At 69.5% G+C, this 17,622-nt stretch carries 16 protein-coding genes and 1 pseudogene; 6 read left to right on the forward strand and 11 right to left on the reverse strand.

The genetic code is table 11. The annotated features are described in order from the left end of the window. Nucleotide 1: 1 nt before the first annotated feature. Together OD750_RS13995 and OD750_RS27450 are read right to left on the reverse strand one after the other, a co-directional pair. A complete protein-coding gene (locus OD750_RS13995; protein WP_263542344.1) occupies nucleotides 2–1,111 on the reverse strand; it encodes an HlyD family secretion protein in 1,110 nt (369 codons plus the stop codon). A gap of 256 nt (nucleotides 1,112–1,367) precedes the next feature. Further along, nucleotides 1,368–1,595 (reverse strand): annotated as a pseudogene (locus tag OD750_RS27450) (MarR family winged helix-turn-helix transcriptional regulator); the annotation flags it as partial. 148 nt (nucleotides 1,596–1,743) lie between these two features. Here OD750_RS27450 and OD750_RS14005 point away from each other — a divergent pair. After that, nucleotides 1,744–2,271 carry an O-acetyl-ADP-ribose deacetylase gene (locus OD750_RS14005; protein ID WP_263542431.1) on the forward strand — a complete coding sequence of 176 codons (528 nt, stop codon included), beginning with the start codon at nucleotides 1,744–1,746 and terminating at the stop codon, nucleotides 2,269–2,271. 77 nt (nucleotides 2,272–2,348) lie between these two features. Here OD750_RS14005 and OD750_RS14010 read toward each other — a convergent pair whose 3' ends face one another. The 8 genes from OD750_RS14010 to OD750_RS14045 all read right to left on the reverse strand — a co-directional run bounded on the left by OD750_RS14010 (nucleotide 2,349) and on the right by OD750_RS14045 (nucleotide 10,972). Then, nucleotides 2,349–3,359, reverse strand: coding sequence for a class I fructose-bisphosphate aldolase (locus tag OD750_RS14010; RefSeq protein ID WP_263542345.1), 1,011 nt, complete (start codon nucleotides 3,357–3,359; stop codon nucleotides 2,349–2,351). A 67-nt stretch (nucleotides 3,360–3,426) separates the two neighbouring features. Next, a complete protein-coding gene (locus OD750_RS14015; RefSeq protein WP_263542346.1) occupies nucleotides 3,427–5,907 on the reverse strand; it encodes a S9 family peptidase in 2,481 nt (826 codons plus the stop codon). 69 nt (nucleotides 5,908–5,976) lie between these two features. Continuing rightward, entirely contained in the window at nucleotides 5,977–6,465 is a 489-nt protein-coding gene (locus tag OD750_RS14020; RefSeq protein WP_263542347.1) for an energy transducer TonB, read from the reverse strand. Nucleotides 6,466–6,554: 89 nt separating this feature from the next. Beyond that, a complete protein-coding gene (locus OD750_RS14025) occupies nucleotides 6,555–7,082 on the reverse strand; it encodes a hypothetical protein (RefSeq protein WP_263542348.1) in 528 nt (175 codons plus the stop codon). A gap of 65 nt (nucleotides 7,083–7,147) precedes the next feature. After that, nucleotides 7,148–7,687: a hypothetical protein gene (locus tag OD750_RS14030; protein WP_263542349.1), complete on the reverse strand. Its 540-nt coding sequence runs from the start codon at nucleotides 7,685–7,687 to the stop codon at nucleotides 7,148–7,150. A 61-nt stretch (nucleotides 7,688–7,748) separates the two neighbouring features. Beyond that, complete coding sequence (pyk, locus tag OD750_RS14035; RefSeq protein ID WP_263542350.1) at nucleotides 7,749–9,209, reverse strand: pyruvate kinase; 1,461 nt, start codon at nucleotides 9,207–9,209, stop codon at nucleotides 7,749–7,751. Between the two features lie 72 nt (nucleotides 9,210–9,281). Next, nucleotides 9,282–10,091, reverse strand: coding sequence for a S1/P1 nuclease (locus OD750_RS14040; RefSeq protein ID WP_263542351.1), 810 nt, complete (start codon nucleotides 10,089–10,091; stop codon nucleotides 9,282–9,284). Then, nucleotides 10,088–10,972: an MBL fold metallo-hydrolase gene (locus OD750_RS14045; RefSeq protein ID WP_263542352.1), complete on the reverse strand. Its 885-nt coding sequence runs from the start codon at nucleotides 10,970–10,972 to the stop codon at nucleotides 10,088–10,090. Before OD750_RS14045 ends, OD750_RS14040 begins: the two co-directional genes overlap by 4 nt. A gap of 63 nt (nucleotides 10,973–11,035) precedes the next feature. Here OD750_RS14045 and OD750_RS14050 point away from each other — a divergent pair, with 63 nt between their 5' ends. The 4 genes from OD750_RS14050 (at nucleotide 11,036) to OD750_RS14065 (ending at nucleotide 15,536) form a co-directional block, all read left to right on the forward strand. Then, a complete protein-coding gene (locus tag OD750_RS14050) occupies nucleotides 11,036–11,896 on the forward strand; it encodes a helix-turn-helix domain-containing protein (RefSeq protein WP_263542353.1) in 861 nt (286 codons plus the stop codon). An 81-nt stretch (nucleotides 11,897–11,977) separates the two neighbouring features. Next, complete coding sequence (locus tag OD750_RS14055) at nucleotides 11,978–12,382, forward strand: DUF1761 domain-containing protein (RefSeq protein WP_263542354.1); 405 nt, start codon at nucleotides 11,978–11,980, stop codon at nucleotides 12,380–12,382. Between the two features lie 98 nt (nucleotides 12,383–12,480). Next, nucleotides 12,481–14,895 (forward strand): acyl-CoA dehydrogenase, encoded by a 2,415-nt coding sequence (locus tag OD750_RS14060; protein WP_263542355.1) that lies wholly within the window; start codon nucleotides 12,481–12,483, stop codon nucleotides 14,893–14,895. An 11-nt stretch (nucleotides 14,896–14,906) separates the two neighbouring features. Further along, nucleotides 14,907–15,536 carry a 2-hydroxychromene-2-carboxylate isomerase gene (locus OD750_RS14065; RefSeq protein WP_263542356.1) on the forward strand — a complete coding sequence of 210 codons (630 nt, stop codon included), beginning with the start codon at nucleotides 14,907–14,909 and terminating at the stop codon, nucleotides 15,534–15,536. A gap of 139 nt (nucleotides 15,537–15,675) precedes the next feature. On the opposite strand, the gene OD750_RS14070 is transcribed toward OD750_RS14065, so the two are convergent. Beyond that, complete coding sequence (locus tag OD750_RS14070; protein WP_263542357.1) at nucleotides 15,676–16,710, reverse strand: threonine aldolase family protein; 1,035 nt, start codon at nucleotides 16,708–16,710, stop codon at nucleotides 15,676–15,678. 90 nt (nucleotides 16,711–16,800) lie between these two features. Here OD750_RS14070 and OD750_RS14075 point away from each other — a divergent pair, with 90 nt between their 5' ends. Then, a complete protein-coding gene (locus OD750_RS14075; protein WP_263542358.1) occupies nucleotides 16,801–17,445 on the forward strand; it encodes a DUF4124 domain-containing protein in 645 nt (214 codons plus the stop codon). Nucleotides 17,446–17,622: the final 177 nt, after the last annotated feature.

Raw genomic sequence — 17,622 nt, forward strand, 5'->3', positions numbered from 1 at the left:
ATCACCGCACCGCCGCCACCTGCGCCTCGGCCGGCTTCGTGCCGAACATCCGGCTGTAGCGCGCGTTCTGCGCACCGGTATCGATTTCCACTTCGGCGCTCATGCCCGGGCGCAGCGTCGGCGCGCCGGCGGCGGGTTCGATCACGAGGCGCACCGGAATACGCTGCACGATCTTGACCCAGTTGCCGGTCGCGTTCTGCGCCGGCAGCACCGAAAACTCGGCGCCCGACGCCGGACTGATCGACGACACCTTCGCCTTCCACGCGCGCCCCGGATACGTATCGACCGAGATCGTCGCCTCCTGGCCGACGCTGACGTGGGTCAGGTCGGTTTCCTTGAAGTTCGCGTCGACCCACAGCTGTCCGTTCGCGATCAGCGGCATCGCCGGCTGGCCGACGGTGAGGAATTCGCCCGGGCGCAAGTCGGTCTTGCCGATCACGCCGTCGACCGGCGCGCGCACGGTGGCGTGCTCCAGGTCGAGCTTCGCCTGCGCGAGCTGCGCCCTGGCGAGCTTGTAGCCCGGCAGCGTTTCGTTCGCCGAATCGGGCAGGCCGCCGAGCATCGACTGCGCCTTGGATACGGCGGCCGCGTCGGAGTCGCGCTTGCCGCGCGCGCTGGCGACGGCGTTTTCGGCGTCGTCGAGCGCCTGCTGCGCGACGAGGCCGCGTGCACGCAGGTCGCGAACGCGCGACAGCTGCTGCTGCGAGTGCGCAAGATCGGCTTCGGCCGAGCGCAGGTCGGCCTGCGCGCCGCGATAGCCGCTGCGGGCGCCGTCGAGCAGGCTCTGCACCGATTCGAGCTGCGCCTGCAGGCGGTCGGCGGCGATCTGCAGCGGTTCGGCATCGATGCGAATCAGCACGTCGCCGGCCTTCACGGCCTGGTTTTCGCGCACGAGCACGTCGACGACGCGACCTGCCACCTGCGACGAAATCGTCACGTGGTCGGCCTGAACATAGGCGTTGTCGGTCGATACGTAGCGACCACCGAAAAAGTAGAAGTAGCCGGCGACGCCGAGCACAGCGGCGGGGCCGGCGATCCATAAGAGCTTGTTCGAGCGCGGCTTGGCGGCGGCCGGCGCGGCGCTCGCGGGATTTTGCGTCTTCTCGGTCATGGCGTTTCTCGGGGTTGTTCTTCGGATTCGTTTCGTCGAGGGCGACGAGGTTCTGCTTGATGCGGTCGAGCACGGCCACGCACTGCGCGAGTTCGTCGACGCCGACGCCAGCCAGCGCCTCGTCGCGCAAAGCGCCGCCGATCGTCTCCATGTCGTCGATGACGCCGCCGGCCTTGTCGGTCGTGTGCAGGCGCCAGACGCGGCGGTCGTTCGGATCGGCGCGGCGCTCGACGAAGCCGGCCTGTTCGAGCCGGTCGATCGTGCGGCCGACCGGAATCGGTTCCATTTCAAGGAGTTCGGCGACGGCTTTCTGCGTGATGCCGGGCTGGCGCCATACGGCCTTGAGGCAGCGCCACTGCGCGCGCGTCAAGCCCAGCGGCTCGGCGCGGCGGTCGAAGTGCTTGCGCATCAGGCGCGTGATGTCGATCAGCGGGTAGACGAAGCTGGATCGGGGATCGGGAGTATTCATGGCTGCCGCATACATTATTGCCTAGGCAGCTATTTATCAATACCGGCGAGTTCAAAAATTAGGTAGACGATCGTCGTAGTCGCGGCCGGGCGACCGGGCGCACCATGGCGCGACGTCGCCGGATGCGACTACGAGTAGTTACGGGGGAGGACGCCGAATGCACCTGGTCATCGAAGCGATCGAAGCCGACATCACGACGCTCGCGGTCGACGCGATCGTCAACGCCGCGAACGAGGCGCTCGCCGGCGGCGGCGGCGTCGACGGCGCGATTCACCGCGCGGCCGGCGCGGGCCTCATGGACGAATGCCGCGCGCTGCCGATGATCCGACCGCACGTGCGGCTGCCGACCGGCGAGGCGCTCGTCACCGGCGGCCACCGCCTGCCGGCACGCCACGTCATCCACACGGTCGGCCCGATCTGGTACGGCGGCGACAAGGGCGAACCGGCGCTGCTCGCATCGTGCTATCGGCGCAGCCTCGATCGCGCGCGCGAGCACGGCTTCGCAAGCGTCGCGTTTCCCGCGATCAGCTGCGGCGTGTTCGGCTATCCGCTCGACCAGGCGACGCAGATCGCCGTCGACGAGGCATACGCCGCATCGCTCGAGCCGGGCTCGCTGAGGCGTATCGTGTTCTGCTGCTTCGGCGCGACCGCGCTGCGCGCGTACCGGGCGGCGCTCTCGGCGCGCGTTTGATCGCCGCGCCGATCGCCTCCATGAAAAAAGCCGGCTCGCGCCGGCTTTTTCTCATCCGCGAGCGGACGCCGCGAGCGTTACGCCGACTTCTTCCACTGGCCGAGCGCGGCCAGGCCGTTCTCGCGCGCGCGCTGCGCGACGGTTTTCTGCGCATCGCCGAAGTGCTTGTCCATATCCTTCGACCACAGCTTGAGCGCCGCGGACTGCATCGCGCGGCCGTACGAGAACGACAGCGGCCATGGATGCGGGCCCATCTGGTTCATGGCGTTGAGGTGCGCGGTCGCCGCTTCGTCCGACTGGCCGCCCGACAGGAACACGATGCCCGGCAGCGACGCCGGCACGCTGGCCTTCAGGCAGCGGATCGTCGCTTCGGCGACTTCGTCGACGCTCGCCTGCTCCGGGCAGTCCTTGCCGGACACGACCATGCTGGCCTTCAGGATCGTGCCTTCGAGCATGACGTTCTGCTCGTACAGCGACGCGAACAGCGAACGGAGCGTGACTTCGGTGACGTCGTAGCACACTTCAAGATCGTGGCTGCCGTCCATCAGCACTTCGGGCTCGACCATCGGCACGATGCCCGATTCCTGGCACAGCGCGGCGTAGCGCGCGAGCGCGTGGCAGTTCGCCTCGATGCAGGTCGAGCTCGGCATGTCGTCGCCGATCGTGATGACCGCGCGCCACTTGGCGAACTTCGCGCCGAGCCTGGCGTATTCCTGCAGGCGCTCGCGCAGGCCGTCGAGGCCCTCGGTGACGAGCTCGCCCGGGAACCCGGCCAGCGGGTGCGGACCCTTGTCGACCTTGATGCCCGGCAGGATGCCGTTGTCGAGCATGACCTTCGTGAACGGCACGCCGGCGCGCGTCGACTGGCGCAGCGTTTCGTCGTACAGGATCGCGCCGGCGATGTGATCGGACAGGTTCGGCGTGGTCAGCAGCATTTCGCGGTAGGCGCGGCGCGTATCTTCGGTGCACTCGATGCCGACGCCGTCGAAACGCTTCTTGATCGTGGTGTTCGACTCGTCGATCGCGATGATGCCCTTGCCCGGGGCGACCATTGCCTGGGCAATGCTTTCCAGCTGTTCGATGCTCATGGAGGACTCCGTGGATGAATTCTTCGCCGCGGTCGCGCAGCGCCGCGGCCGGCCGCGAGACCGCCGATTATAGGCCAGAAGGCGTGGCGTTGCCCCCGGTCGCGGCCGGCGCGGTGAGGCATTCGCGCAGAAACCGGTCGCTCGCCGCGTGCAGCGCGAGCCGGTCGGCCGGCTGCGACAGCGTTTCGTCCGCGTCCGGCAGCGGCAGCCAGCCCGGCGGCCGGCCCGCGTTCGCCAGCAGGCTGCGCAGGCGCCACGCGTGCTCGAACGGCACCGACATATCCTCGGTGCCGTGCACGATCAGCAGCGGCTGCGTCAGCTTCTCGAACTGATAGACCGGCGAGTTCGCGCGCAGCAGATCAAGGTCGCTCGCGGGGTCGCCGACGAGGCGCTTCATGCGCGCCACCGCGGCCGGCCGTGCGTTCCAGACGCTGGCGCTGAACATCAGCGGCAGGTCGGTGATCGCCGAAACCGTCACGCCGCAGCGGTAGCGCTGGGGCGAACTCGCAAGCCGCATCAGCGCCGCGTGGCCGCCGCCGGCGACTCCGAACAGCGCGACGCGGCGCGCGTCGATCGGATGCTTGGCGAGCGCGGCGTCGAGTGCGAGGTCGACGTCGGCGCCAGCGCGATTGCCGACGCGCAGCACCGCAAAACCATGGTGCACGAACAATTGCAGCGTCGGATCGAACGCGTAGCGCTCGCCGGCCGCGTTAGGCATCACCACGAGCGGAAACGGGCCGGCGCCGGCCGGCAGCGTCAGGTAGGCGTCGAGCGGACGGCCGTCGGTGCCGGACGGCGCCAGCGCGACCGACCTGGCGGGCTTGGCGCGCACGAACGGCTCGCGCACGTCGAACAATTTTTCCACTTTGCGCTTTGTAGCATCGTACAGATAGTAGGCGTTCGGCGCGTCCTCGGCGTGTACGTCGAGTATCGTGCGGCGGCCGTCGCGGCTCGCATCGACGACCGCGACGTGCGCGTCGGGAAAGCTCGCGGCGAGCGCCTTGGGCACGCCCGCGTCGCCCTCGGCGTAGTGCAGGCGCGCGGTACCGGCGCGGTAGACGTAGCCGCCGAGCAGCGCGCGGTCGCGTGTGCGTATCGTCGCGGCGACGATGTTGACGCCGGGCACCGACAGCACGGTGTCCTCGGCGCTGCCGTCGAGCGGAATGCGCACGATGTCGGTCTGGTCGCGCCCTTCGTCGGTGCGCACGAGCAGCGACGCGCCGTCGAAGCTCAGCGCAACCGGATCGTAGAGGTCGACTTCGGTCAACTCGCGCAGCTTGGTCCACGCGTCGCCGTCGCGGCGCATCAGCGCGAGCGTGCCGGTCTTCGGATCGTCGAGCACGATCGCGGCGCGCACGGCGCCCTTGCCGTCGACGAAGCCGCGCAGCAGCGTCTTGTCCTTCCAGTCGCCGTCGAGCCGGCGTCCGGGCCGGAAGTCGAGCGGGTTGTAGCCCGATGCGCGCTTGTCGAGCGCGAACAGGTGCCGCGCGCCGTCCTCGTCCGCGCGCATCACGATGAAGCGTTCGGGATCGTCCGGCAGCGCGTCGACGACGGTGACGTCCGGCCAGCGCACGCGTTCGAGCGCGTCATCGCGCAGCGCGCCGTCGCGCAGGCGCACCAGTTCGATGCCGGAGGCCGCATCCGAGGGCTTGAACGATTTCTTGCCCGGCGACTGCGCGAGGATGCCCGTGAGCGTCTTGCGGAAGCCCACGATCAGGCTGCGGTCGCCGGTCCACAGCACCGATTCGACGACGCCCGCCACGGTCATGATCTTGACGCTTTCGCCGCTGGCGAGGTCGACGACGACCGCGGTTTCCTGGTTCGGCCGCACTTCCTTGTACGCGACGAAATCGCCGCCCGGCGAAATCTGCGGCCACATTGCGGCGGTCTGCGGCACGAAAAGATCCTTGAACGCCGCGGCGAAATCGGGCGCAAGCGCGGCTTCGCGCGTCTGCCGCGCGTCGGCGCCGGACGATTCGACGAGGCGCGCCATGCCGGCCGCATCCACCTTCGACGCGAGGAACTCCGGAAACGGATCGGGCGCGCCGGCATCGGTACGCCACGGCAGACGCGAACGCGCGCCCGGCGCGTCGCGATCGAACATCGCCATGGCGAACGCCGCGCGGTTGAAGCGGCCGCCGGAGATGCGGTGCGGCGACAGCATGCGCAGGACGAGTTCGCCGGGATAGTTGACGACGCCAGGTTCCACCGTGAACGTGAAGCGGGCGCGATTGTCCGGGCGATCCATCGAAAAGCGCATGTCGTCGGAACGGTCGGCGCGCGAATAGCGGTACGTGCCGGCCGGCAGTTTCAAAAGCCGCGTATTGCGGCCGGAAACCAGATCCTTGACCACATGGTCGCCGCCGTCGCCGTCGATGCGCACTGACCACGCCGCGGCACTGTTTTCGATCGCGACGAGCAGCAGGCCCTGCCCCGGCTTGAGCGCCGCCGGATCGTCCTTGGCCGCCGCCGTCGCGGCGAAAAGCACGAGCACTCCCGCGCACGCGAGCGCCCGGGCCGGCAGGCGCCGGCCTTGATAGTCGAACATCGATGTTCCCCTGAATGGTTTGCGTTGCGACCCGACGCCGCTATGAAACCATGAAGGAACCCGTCCTGGTCAACGGGTCGGCGCGCGGTCGAGCTTCGCCGTGACCGTCGCCGCAAAATCGGCGATCGCGCACCGCGCCTTGACCGCATCGACATCGGGCGGCCGGCCTGCGTCGTGCATCGCGTAGCCGACCGTGAAATACGTCAGCGTCGGCTTGCGCGCGGCGTTCGCCGGCGCGGGGTCGTAGCGCAACGCCGCGGCCGCATCGACGGCGGCTTTTTCCAGCTGCTCGCGCTGCTGGTCGCTGGTCGCGTTCGACTGCGTCAGCAGCGAACCGCGCGTCGTCACGCGGCCGTCCGATTCGATCAGCGTCGCGACCGCGACGCAGCCGCCGATGCGCGCGCGCAGCAACTGCACCGGATACTTCGGCGGCGGCGACCGCTTGGTATCGAGCACCCACAGCGTCGACAGGTTCTTCTCGTCGACGACCTGCACCTCGTCGTTCGCGGCGGCGGCGGCGCTCGCGCAGAGCATCAGTCCGATCATGGCATAGCGCATCTTTTTCGATTCCTTCGCGATGGTTGCCGCCGTGCAGAATACCGGCGGCACCGGAAAGTTCCACTAAGCCACTACGCGACGCAGCGTCGTCAACGTTTGTCGGCGGCGGGTTTCGGTGCCACGGGCGCCGCCACCGCGGGCTTGACGACATCCGGCGCGCACGCGGCGACCACCGCGCTGCGCCGCGCCTGGATCTGCGCGCGCTGCGCCTCGTCGCCCTTGAGCGGCGGCAGGTTCAGCGGCAGCACGAGCCGCGTCGACACGGGATTGAGCGACTTGTTCGACGGCCCCGGCGCGTAGCGCAGGCTCTTGACGAAGCTGACCGCGACCGTACCGAGCGCGCTCTCGGGCACGAGCTTTTCGAGCACGATGTCGCTCGTCGTGCCGTCGGCGCGGATGACGTAGCGCAGCGCGGCGCAGGTCGGCTGGTCGAGACCCTTGCCGTTGTGCGGCGCGTCGGCCGTCGGCGACGCGCTCGCGACGAGCCAGTACTTCGCAAGCTCGGTCGTCGACACTTCGCGCGGCGGCGACTGCGCGGCCGCGGCCGTCGCGAGCGCGGCGAGCGTCGCCGCGACGGCGCCGCGCGCGCGAAACCCGGTAGAACGATGACGAAACATGGCGATCCCTTGGACTTACGTGTCGGATGCCCGATCATCGCCCCGCGTCGGACCGCCAACAAGGCCTAGCCCGCGTCGTCCGCCGGCTTCGGCGCCGGCCTCGCGTAGCGCGCCGCGCGCGTCAGGCGCGCCAGTCCGCCGCTGCCGAGCGCCAGCGCGATGCCCGCCATGAACGTCACGGCAGGGCCGACCACCGCATCCCAGCCGTAGTCGGGCGTCCCGCCGTAGCTCGCGCTCAGGCGCTGCGCCATCGCGATGCGCAGCACGGTCCACGCGAGCGTGCCGATCGCGCTCAGCGCGAACCACGCGCCGACCACGGCGTACGCGATGCGCTGCAGATCGATCGCGTCGACCGACGATTCGAACGGCTCGTGCGCGGCGCGCGTCGATGCGAGCCGCGCGACGACGCCGGGATAGAGCCACAGTACGAAGACGCCGACCGCGCAGACGCCGAGATAGATCAGCACGTACAGCTTCGTCGTCGCGTCGGGCGCGCCCTGCGCCGCGCCGAGCACGCCGGGCAGCGTGAGCAGCAGCCCGATCGCGAACGACAGCGCGAAGCCGCGCACGACGAGACAAAGCACGGTATAGAGCGACGTTTTCATGACGGTTCCCCTGAGCGTGAACTCAACGGAACGTCGCGGCGCCCGCCAGGTGAACATTTCTCTACAGGTCGCCCAGCCCCTCCGCGACGCCGCCGGCGCCGACGCGCAGGAGCTTGAGCGTATTCGTGCCGCCGAGCCGGCCGGTGTGGTCGCCGGTCGTGATGATGACGCGGTCGTTTTCGGCGAGCCGGCCGAGGTTGAACAGGTGCTGCACCGCGGCCTTCGTCGCGTGCGCGGGGTCGACGCCGCGCGGGTCGAACTCGATCGGATACACGTCGCGGTACAGCTGCATGCGCCGCCGCGACGGCGCGCTGCGCGACAGCGCGTAGATCGGCACGGCCGAGCGGTAGCGGCTGAGCCACTGCGCGGTCGCGCCCGATTCGGTCAGCGCGACGATCGCGCGCGGATTGACCTGCGAGGACAGGAACATCGCCGACATCGCGATGGCCTGGTCGGTGCGGTCGATGCGGTGCGAGCCGGGCTGCCAGCCTTCCATCGGTTCGAACTGGCGCTCGGCGCCGAGACAGACGCGGCGCATCGCGGCGACGGCCTTGTCCGGATGCCGGCCGGCCGCGCTTTCCTGGCTCAGCATCACCGCGTCGGTGCCGTCGATCACGGCGTTCGCGACGTCGAGCACCTCGGCGCGCGTGGGAATCGGCGACTCGACCATCGACTGCAGCATCTGCGTCGCGGTGATGACGATGCGGTTGCGCGCGAGCGCTTCGCGGATGATCTTCTTCTGCAGGCCCGGCAGTTCGGCGTCGCCGATTTCGACGCCCAGGTCGCCGCGCGCGACCATCACCGCGTCCGACGCGTCGATAATTTCGCCGAGCACGTCGATCGCCTCGGCGCGTTCGATCTTCGCCACGAGCGCGCCCTGCCCGGCTGCCGCGCGCAACAGGCGCCGCGCCTCGTGCATGTCGTCGGCGGACTTGGCGAAAGATACGGCGAGAAAGTCGGCGTTGAGGTCGGCGGCGAGGCGGATGTCGGCGCGGTCCTTGTCCGACAGCGCCGCGATCGACAGGCCGCCGCCGAGGCGGTTCAGGCCCTTGCGGTCGGACAGCGCGCCGCCGACCAGCACCTGGCAGCGCACTTCGGCGTCGATCACGTCGAGCACCGACAGCGCGATCAGGCCGTCGTCGAGCAGCAGCGTGTCGCCCGGCACGACGTCGCGCGGCAGGCCCAGATAGCTCACGCCGACGCGAGACGCATCGCCCGGCGGCGCGTCCGCGCGGCACTCGAGCACGAACGGATCGCCCGGTTCGAGCACGACGCGGCCGGCGGCAAATTTCTCGATGCGGATTTTTGGACCTTGCAAATCGGCAAGAATGCCGACTTCGCGGCCGAGTTCCTCGGCGACCTGGCGCACGTCTTCGGCACGCTTGCGGTGATCGGCCGCGGTGCCGTGCGACAGGTTCAGCCGCACGACGTCGACGCCTTCCTCGACGATGCGTTTCAACATGCCCGGCGCGTCGGTGGCCGGGCCCAGCGTTGCGATGATCTTCGTGCGGCGCGTCTGCATGGTCGTCACTGTCGTTTGAAGCCTCGTAACCTAGCACAGCGCAGCGACGGTTCCGATCATGCTTTATGCGTTCTACCGCAAGGTTTTGTTGAGTAACGCCGCGAGCCGGGCACCGGCCGCGCGCAGGCGCTGCTCGGCGACCGGCCGCTCGCGCTCGAGATACGCGTCGTCGATCTTGTTGCCGGCCGGGTAGATGTCGCCGTCGCGCACGATCGCGCACGACTCCTCGGCCCACCGTTCCGGCGTGCCGCCGCGCTCGGCGTCGCGTCCGCCGGACAGCCGATTCACATATTTCGGCCACGACAAATGCGTGGAATTGAGCAGCAGCCCGTCCCACACGCCGTGCAGATTCCAGTTCTGCCGCCCGTAGCGCACCTGCACGGTGTTGCCGCCCTTGTCGGGCTTGAAGCTCGCGTGCAGCGGCTGGTGCACGTCGCCGACGAAGTGCACGACGAATCGCAGCGCGTCGGCGCGTTCGGCGCGCGAGTTCGACCGGTCGGCCAGGATCGCGGTGTACTTTTCCAAAGCGCCGACGACGCATTCGCCGCCGCGGCAGTCGCGCGAGGCGTCGTAGCGGCACTGGTCGTCGCGGAAGTTGACGTAGTGCTGCCGGCTCGTCTGCCGGTACAGACCCGGGTCGGTATCGCGCAGGTCGTCGGCCCAGGTCGCGACGTCGACGAGCGTGCGCTCGTTGTCGGGCTTGAGCAGCGCCTGCACTTCGGCGCGCGCGGCGTCGCTCAACTGCCGGTCGGCGAGACCGGCGACCGTACGATGGCCGAGCGGCCCCCAGGCCAGCGCCGGCGCGGCGAGGGCGCACGCGGCGGCGGCGAACGTCAGCTTGCGCAACATCGTCGACTCCGAGAGTTCTTCGCGGCGCATCATGCCTGATCGTCGGCCGCGTTCGACAACGGCAGCCGCAGGTACGCGACGCCTTCGTCGTTCGGCGCCGGCAGCCGGCCGGCGCGGATGTTCACCTGCAGCGCCCAGTGGAACAGCCGCGGCAGCGACAGCGTGGCGTCGCGCTGCGTGCGGCGCGCGACGAAGTCGGCTTCGGCCGTGTCGCGGCGCAACTGCGCGTTGCCGCTGCGCTGTTCGACCAGCGGTACGACGCTGCGCGGTTCGGCGTCCTGCGGCGGGTAGTCGTGGCACAGAAAGACGCGCGTGTCGGCCGGCAGCGCATACAGGCGCTGCACCGAGCGATACAGCGCCTGCGCGCTGCCGCCGGGAAAATCGCAGCGCCCCGTGCCGGCGGCCGGCGAAAACAGCGTGTCGCCGACGAACACCGCATCGCCGATGCGATAGCTGACGCCGTCGCTCGTGTGGCCGGGCGTGGCAACGACCTCGATCGACAGGTCGCCGAGCGGCAGCACGTCGCCGTCGCGCAGCAGACGGTCGAAATCCGAACCGTCGGCGCGGAAGTCGTCGCCGAGGCCGAAGCGGCGCTTGAACTCGCGCTGCACGTCGACGATGCCGGCGCCGATCGCGACCCGCGGCGCGGCGCCGTCGGCGGCGAGACGGCGCCTGAGCCAGTCGGCCGCGCTCAGGTGGTCGGCGTGCGCATGCGTTTCGAGTATCCAGTCGACCTTGAGCCCGTGCGCGTGCACGCAGGCCAGGATCGCGGCGGCCGACTCGGCCGATACGCGGCCCGAAACCGGGTCGAAGTCGAGCACCGGGTCGACGATCGCGGCGCTCGCGCCGTCGCCGGCGGCGGCGACGTGCGACCACGTGTTCGTCGCGGCGTGAAAAAAGGAATCGATCAACATCCGTACCTTCCGGCGCATCGGGCAGGCGCGTATTGTAGGCCGCGCGCGACCCGGGGAAGGCAGATGAGCGCACGCGACGCCGTCACGACGTACCGGCACGATTCCGCACTCGGCCTGTGGTCGATCGCGTTGCGTCGCCCGCATCCGGCGCTGCGTCATCACGTCACGCAGTTCTGGCACGGTGCCGGCCGCGTGGCTTACCAGCGCGACCGCATCCTGCCGTGTGCGCAAAGTTATCTTTTGATCAATCTCGGCGCGCCGCAGTACATGATCCTGCCCGGCCCGCCCGAGGTGCGCGTGCCGTTCGACGACCTGTGGTTTTCGGGCCTGTACGAAGGCCCGATCGAATGCGAGGCGCCGCACGGCAGCGTGCTGCTCGGCGTCGCGTTCAGCGCCACGGGCGCGGCGTCGCTGCTGCCGTGGTCCCAGTCGGAACTGGCGAACCGCACGGGCCCGCTCGAAGACCTGATCGGCATCGCGGCGCGACGACTGCGCGAACGTCTGCTCGATCTTGCCGACATCGGCGCGCGCCTCGACCTCGTCGAGGACTGGCTGCTCGAAACCTGCATGACCGGCCGCAGCATCCACCCGCTCGTGCACTGGGCGACGCGGCGCATCGCCGAAACCGGCGGCCAGGTACGCGCCGAGGCGCTCGCGCGCGAAGCCGGCTGCAGCCGCAAGCATCTGACGGGCGTCTTCAGCGCGCAGGTCGGCCTGCCGCCCAAGGCCATCGCGCGCATCCACCGCTTTCAGCGCGCGGTCGGCGACCTGTCGGCCGGTCGCGCGTGGGCCGATCTCGCCGCGGACTGCGGCTACTACGACCAGTCGCACCTGATTCGCGATTTCCAGCAGTTCGCGCGCATGTCGCCCGCGCAGTTCGCGCAGCAGGCGCGGCCCGACGCCACGAGCGTCGTGGTCCGGTGACGTTTTTCCAATACGAGCACGAGGCGTCTTCGTAATCTGGCCGCACCACCAACAACGCACCAACAACAACGGGGAGTAGACATGTCCGGTATGCCGTTCAACATCTGGGCCGTATTGCTGTCGGCGGTGCTCGCGTTCGTGCTCGGCGGCCTGTGGTATTCGCCGGCGCTGTTCGGCAAGGCGTGGCAGCGCGAAGTGGGGCTGTCGGACGAAGAACTCGCGCGCGGCAACATGGCGCGCATCTTCGGTCTCGCGTTCGTCGCGGCGCTGATCGCCGCGCTGATGTTCGCCGTGTTCCTCGGGCCGCGGCCGTCGGTCGCGCTCGGCGTCGGCGCCGGGTTTTCGGCGGGTCTGTGCTGGGTCGCGTCGAGCTTCGGCATGAACTATCTGTTCGCGCGGCGCAGCCTGAAGCTGTTCCTGATCGACGGCGGCTACCACACCGTGCAGTTCACGCTGATCGGCGCGGTGTTGTCGTTCTGGCATTGAGCGTCTGACGGCGGACGACCTCGGCCGTGTCGCGCGGCCGAGGCCGAGGCGGTCGCGCTGACGCATAATCAGGCGTCGCCCGCTGCCGGACCGCGATCATGCTCGTCACCGCCATTCTCGCGCTTTTTGTATTTCTTGCGATTGCGTTCGTCGGCCGCGGATTTCTCGCGTGGCTCGCGGCCACCGCCGTGTGGCTCGTCGGCTGGCGCGTCGCCGGCGTCGATTCGCCGGACCTGTTCCGCCTCGTCGTGATCGTGCTGTTCGCGCTCGCCGCCGTGTTCGGCCTGCCGGCGCTGCGCCGCGGACTCGTCTCGCGCACGGCGATGCGCACGATGGCCAAGGTGCTGCCCAAGCTCGGCGACACCGAACGCGTCGCGCTCGACGCCGGCACCGTCTGGTGGGACGCGCAGCTCTTTTCCGGCATGCCGCACTGGCAGGAACTGCTCGACTTCAAACCGCAGCCGCTCGCACCCGACGAACAGGCGTTTCTCGACGGGCCGGTCGAAGAACTGTGCCGCCGTCTCGACGACTGGCAGGTGCAGCAGCTGCGCGACCTGCCGCCGGACATCTGGGCATTCCTCAAGGAACACCGCTTCTTCGGCATGATCGTGCCGAAGGAATTCGGCGGCCACGGCTTCTCGGCCATCATGCATTCGCGCGTCGTGACGAAGATTTCTTCGCGGTCGGTCGCGTGCGCCGTCACCGTGATGGTGCCGAACTCGCTCGGCCCCGCCGAATTGCTGCTGCACTACGGCAGCGACGACGAGAAGCGCACGATGCTGCCGCGCCTGGCACGCGGCGAGGAAATCCCGTGCTTCGCGCTGACCGGTCCGGAGGCCGGATCGGACGCCGCCGCGACGCAATCGGAAGGCATCGTGGAAACACGCGTCGTCGACGGCGTCGACACGCTCGGCATGCGGCTGTCGTGGAAGAAGCGCTACATCACGCTCGCGCCGGTCGCGACGCTGATCGGCCTCGCGTTTCGCCTGAAGGATCCGAACCGGCTGCTCGGCGACAAAGAAGATCTCGGCATCACCTGCGCGCTGATTCCGCGCGCGACGCCGGGCGTCGAGATCGGCGACCGCCACGATCCGATGGGCGTGCCGTTCATGAACGGGCCGACGGTCGGCCGCGACGTGTGGGTGCCGCTCACGACGATCATCGGCGGTCGCGCCGGCATCGGCGAAGGCTGGCGCATGCTCATGGAATCGCTCGCCGCGGGCCGCTCGATCTCGCTGCCGGCGCTCTCGGTCGGCGCCGCGCAGATGGCCACGCGCATCTGCGGCGCGTATGCGACGGTGCGCGAACAGTTCGACACGCCGATCGGCCGCTTCGAAGGCATCGAAGAACCGCTCGCGCGCATCGCCGGCCTCAACTACCTCATGACCGCGACGCGCACGCTCACCTGCGGCGCGCTCGACGCCGGCCAGAAGCCGTCGGTGCTGTCGGCGATCGCCAAGGCGTATCTGACCGAAGGCATGCGCGCGGTCGTGATCGACGCGATGGACATTCGCGCGGGCGCCGCGATCCAGCGCGGCCCGCGCAACTCGCTCGCACGCGCGTGGGACGCCGTGCCGATCGGCATCACGGTAGAAGGCGCGAACATCCTCACGCGCTCGATGATCATCTACGGCCAGGGCGCGATCCGCTGCCATCCGTTCGTGCAGAAGGAAATCGCAAGCATCGCCGCGAACGATCTCGCCGCGTTCGACACGGCGCTGTTCGGCCACGTGAATTTTCTCGTCACGCGCGCCGTGCGCGCGCTCGTCTGCGCGTTCACCGGCAGCCGCCTCGCCGCGGCACCCGACGCGATCGACACGACGCGCTACTACCGCCACCTGTCGCGTTTCTCGGCCGCGTTCGCGATCGTGTCGGATACCGCGATGGGCACACTCGGCGGATCGCTCAAGCGCCGCGAAAAGATTTCCGGCCGCCTCGCCGACGCGCTCGCGTACCTGTATCTCGCGAGCGCGGCGCTCAAGCGCTATCACGACGAAGGCAAGACCACGGCGCGCTACAACCTCGTGCAATGGTCGGTCGAAACGAGCCTCTACCGCATCCAGGAAGCGCTGCTCGGCATTCTCGACAACCTGCCGGCGCGACCGGCCGCGTGGGCGCTGCGCGCGCTGATCTTTCCGCTCGGCGCGCGCTTCCGGCCGCCGTCGGACAAGCTCGGGCAGCGCGTCGCGCGCGATATTCTCGAGGACAAGGAGGCGCGCCTGAACCTGACCGAAGACGTGTTCGTGCCGCGAGCCGACGAGCCGGGCCTCGGCGCGCTCGAGGCGGCGCTGGACAAGGCCGTGCGTGCGATTCCGGTCGAAACGAAACTGCGCGACGCGGTGCGCGGCGGCCGGCTCGACCGCGCGCCGGGCTACATGCTCGACGACCTCGGCCTCGCCGCCGGCGTGATTTCGCAGGCCGAGTACGATCTGTTGAACGACGCCCGCGACGCGCGCGACGAAGTGATCCAGGTCGACGCGTTCGATCCGCAAACGTTCAAAACGCTACATTGAAAGGATTGCGCATGCACGTTTCGTGGTATTTCGATTTCATCTCGCCGTTCGCGTACCTGCAGCTGCCGAAGGTGCTCGCGCTGCGCGAGCGCGTGGCGATCGCGCCGGTGCCGATCCTGTTCGCCGCGGTGCTCGACAAGGTCGGGCAGATCGGCCCGGCCGAGATCCCGGCGAAACGCACGTTCATGTACCGCCACATTCAGTGGACCGCGCGGCGCGAAGGCACGCCGCTCTCCTTTCCGCCGAAGCATCCGTTCAATCCGCTGCAGTCGCTGCGGCTCGCCATCGCGTGCGGCAACCGCTGGGACGCGATCGCCGCGATCTACCGCCACATCTGGCGTGACGGCAAGGACGGCGACACGCTCGAATCGCTCGCGGGACTCGCCGAGCAGCTCGGCATCGACGACATCGCCACGGCGACCGCCGAGCCGCAGGTGAAGAACGCGCTGCGCACGAACACCGAGCAGGCGCTCGCCGACGGCGTGTTCGGCGTGCCGACGCTGCGCATCGGCGACACGATGTTCTGGGGCAACGACGCGACGGCGATGGCGGTGGAATATCTCGACGATCCGGCGATGTTCGAGGCGGCGGAATATCGGCGCGTTGATGAACTGCCGGTAGGGGTGGAGCGCAAGCGCTGACCTTGCGACTCCCTCTCCTCCAAGCTCGCCTTGGGGGAGAGGGGGCGGCGACAAACCCGCGCCGACGCGAACCGACACGTCACCCCCTCACCCCGGCCCTCTCCCCCACAAGTCTGTGGGGGAGAGGGAGAAAATATCGCTATGCCAAAATTTCGCGCAGAACCGACAACGCCTTCTCCACCGCCGCCGCATCGACATCCAGATGCGTCACCGCGCGCAACGTCCGCGCCCCCATCTCCGAAAACCGCACGCCGCGTTCGAACGCCGCGGCGGCCAGTCTCGCCGCGTCGAACCGTTCGTCGACGACATCGAAATAGACGAGATTCGTCTCGACACCGGCGACGTCGACCGCAAGCCCCGCGATCTCGCCGATCCCCCGCGCAAGCGTGCGCGCGTTCGCGTGATCGTCGGCCAGCCGCTCGACGTGGCGATCGAGCGCGTATTCGCACGCCGCGGCGATGATGCCGCTCTGGCGCATCGCGCCGCCCCAGCGGAATTTCAGCCGCGTCGCCTCGGCGATGAACGCCGCGTCGCCGGCGAGCACCGCGCCGCCCGGCGCGCCGAGGCCTTTGGAGAAGTCGATCCAGACCGAGTCGTAGCCCTGCGCGTAGTCGGCCGCGGCGACGCCGCTCGCGACGCACGCGTTGAGCAGCCGCGCGCCGTCCATATGCGTCGCGAGGCCGTGCGCCTTCGCAACGTCGGCCACCTCGCGCAGCGCCGCGAGCGGCCACACCGCGCCGCCGCCGAGGTTCGCGGTCTGCTCGACTTCGACCAGCCGCTGCCGCGGCGCATAGGGCCGGTCGGGGCGCAGCTTGTCGCGCAGCTGCTGCGCGCCGTAGATGCCGCGCGCGCCGGCGATCGTGTTGAGCATGACGCCGGCGATCGCGGCGGGGCCGCCGCCTTCGTAGCCGATCAGGTGCGACGTCGCGTCGCACAGCACTTCGTCGCCGGGCCGGCAATGCACCGCCACGGCGATCTCGTTGCACATCGTGCCGGACGGCAGGTACACCGCGGCCGATTTGCCGAGCAGCGCGGCGCAGCGCTCGACGAGGCGATTGACCGTCGGATCTTCGCCGGCGCGCTCGTCGCCGACCTCGGCATTCGCCATCGCGGCGCGCATGGCCGCGGTCGGCCGGGTCTTGGTGTCGGAAAAGAAATCGGCGAACGCGGGCATGTCGGACTCCGTCGGGGCGAACGCGCAAGATCGCGGCAACGGCGCGTCGCGCGCAAGAGCCGCAAGTCGGTTCGCGCTAAGATCGCCGGCATGCGCCGCCATGTTCGCCCAGGGCTTCTCGCGCTGCTGCTCGTCGCGGCGGGCGCGGCGCACGCCGAAACCGGCTATCGCTGCGTCGACGCGACCGGCCGCGTCGCGTTCCAGGATCGCCCCTGCCCGGCCGGCAGCGCCGCCTCGTCGTTCCGCTACGAGAAGCCGCCGCCGGGTCCGCCGCCCGCGCCCGCGGCGGTCGAGACGAAGCCCGAAGCGCCGCCGGCACCCGCCGCGCCGCCGCCGCAGCGCGTGCCGGTCGCGCCGCTGTACGCCTGCACGAACGCGGTCAACGGCGACGGCTACATGAGCGAGACCGGTGTCACGCAGCCGTACCTCGCACCGCTCGGCGCGCTCGGCTGGCCGCCGCGCACGTTGAACGACACCGCGCGATCGAGCGGCCTGTCGGCGCCGGGCATGAACCGGCCGTCGGTGTCGGCGCCGACCGGATCGAACGCACTGGCCGGCGCCTACGTCACGGTGCAGGACGAATGCCGGCGTCTGTCCGATGCCGCCGCGTGCGCCATGCGCCGCAAGGAGATCGGCGACAACCGCAGCCGCCAGCGCAACGCGTTCAAGGCCGAACGCGCGACGCTCGAGGCGCGCGAGGCCGCGCTCGAGCAGGCGCTGGCCGGCTGTCGATAATTCGAGCGATCCGAGCGGAACCGTTGCGCGGCGCGGCCCGCAGCGTTTCATCCACAGGCTTCTCCCGACGTTTGTCCACAGCGGCTGTGGATAAGCACGTCGAAAATTTTTTGCTTTGTGCAATCGCGCGATGTCCGCGCGACATCGGCGCGCGTGACCAAAGTTTGATCAAACCGT

It is taken from the genome of Tahibacter soli (assembly GCF_025717065.2).
GTDB lineage: Bacteria > Pseudomonadota > Gammaproteobacteria > Xanthomonadales > Rhodanobacteraceae > Tahibacter > Tahibacter soli.

Coding starts and splice junctions, on each gene's coding strand:
- OD750_RS14025 (WP_263542348.1), bottom strand. CDS start 7,082: ATGTTTCGTCATCGTTCTACCGGGTTTCGCGCGCGCGGCGCCGTCGCG.
- OD750_RS14010 (WP_263542345.1), bottom strand. CDS start 3,359: ATGAGCATCGAACAGCTGGAAAGCATTGCCCAGGCAATGGTCGCCCCG.
- OD750_RS14075 (WP_263542358.1), top strand. CDS start 16,801: ATGCGCCGCCATGTTCGCCCAGGGCTTCTCGCGCTGCTGCTCGTCGCG.
- OD750_RS14060 (WP_263542355.1), top strand. CDS start 12,481: ATGCTCGTCACCGCCATTCTCGCGCTTTTTGTATTTCTTGCGATTGCG.
- OD750_RS14040 (WP_263542351.1), bottom strand. CDS start 10,091: ATGATGCGCCGCGAAGAACTCTCGGAGTCGACGATGTTGCGCAAGCTG.
- OD750_RS14070 (WP_263542357.1), bottom strand. CDS start 16,710: ATGCCCGCGTTCGCCGATTTCTTTTCCGACACCAAGACCCGGCCGACC.
- OD750_RS14050 (WP_263542353.1), top strand. CDS start 11,036: ATGAGCGCACGCGACGCCGTCACGACGTACCGGCACGATTCCGCACTC.
- OD750_RS14030 (WP_263542349.1), bottom strand. CDS start 7,687: ATGAAAACGTCGCTCTATACCGTGCTTTGTCTCGTCGTGCGCGGCTTC.
- OD750_RS14045 (WP_263542352.1), bottom strand. CDS start 10,972: ATGTTGATCGATTCCTTTTTTCACGCCGCGACGAACACGTGGTCGCAC.
- OD750_RS14020 (WP_263542347.1), bottom strand. CDS start 6,465: ATGCGCTATGCCATGATCGGACTGATGCTCTGCGCGAGCGCCGCCGCC.
- OD750_RS13995 (WP_263542344.1), bottom strand. CDS start 1,111: ATGACCGAGAAGACGCAAAATCCCGCGAGCGCCGCGCCGGCCGCCGCC.
- pyk (WP_263542350.1), bottom strand. CDS start 9,209: ATGCAGACGCGCCGCACGAAGATCATCGCAACGCTGGGCCCGGCCACC.
- OD750_RS14015 (WP_263542346.1), bottom strand. CDS start 5,907: ATGTTCGACTATCAAGGCCGGCGCCTGCCGGCCCGGGCGCTCGCGTGC.
- OD750_RS14065 (WP_263542356.1), top strand. CDS start 14,907: ATGCACGTTTCGTGGTATTTCGATTTCATCTCGCCGTTCGCGTACCTG.
- OD750_RS14055 (WP_263542354.1), top strand. CDS start 11,978: ATGTCCGGTATGCCGTTCAACATCTGGGCCGTATTGCTGTCGGCGGTG.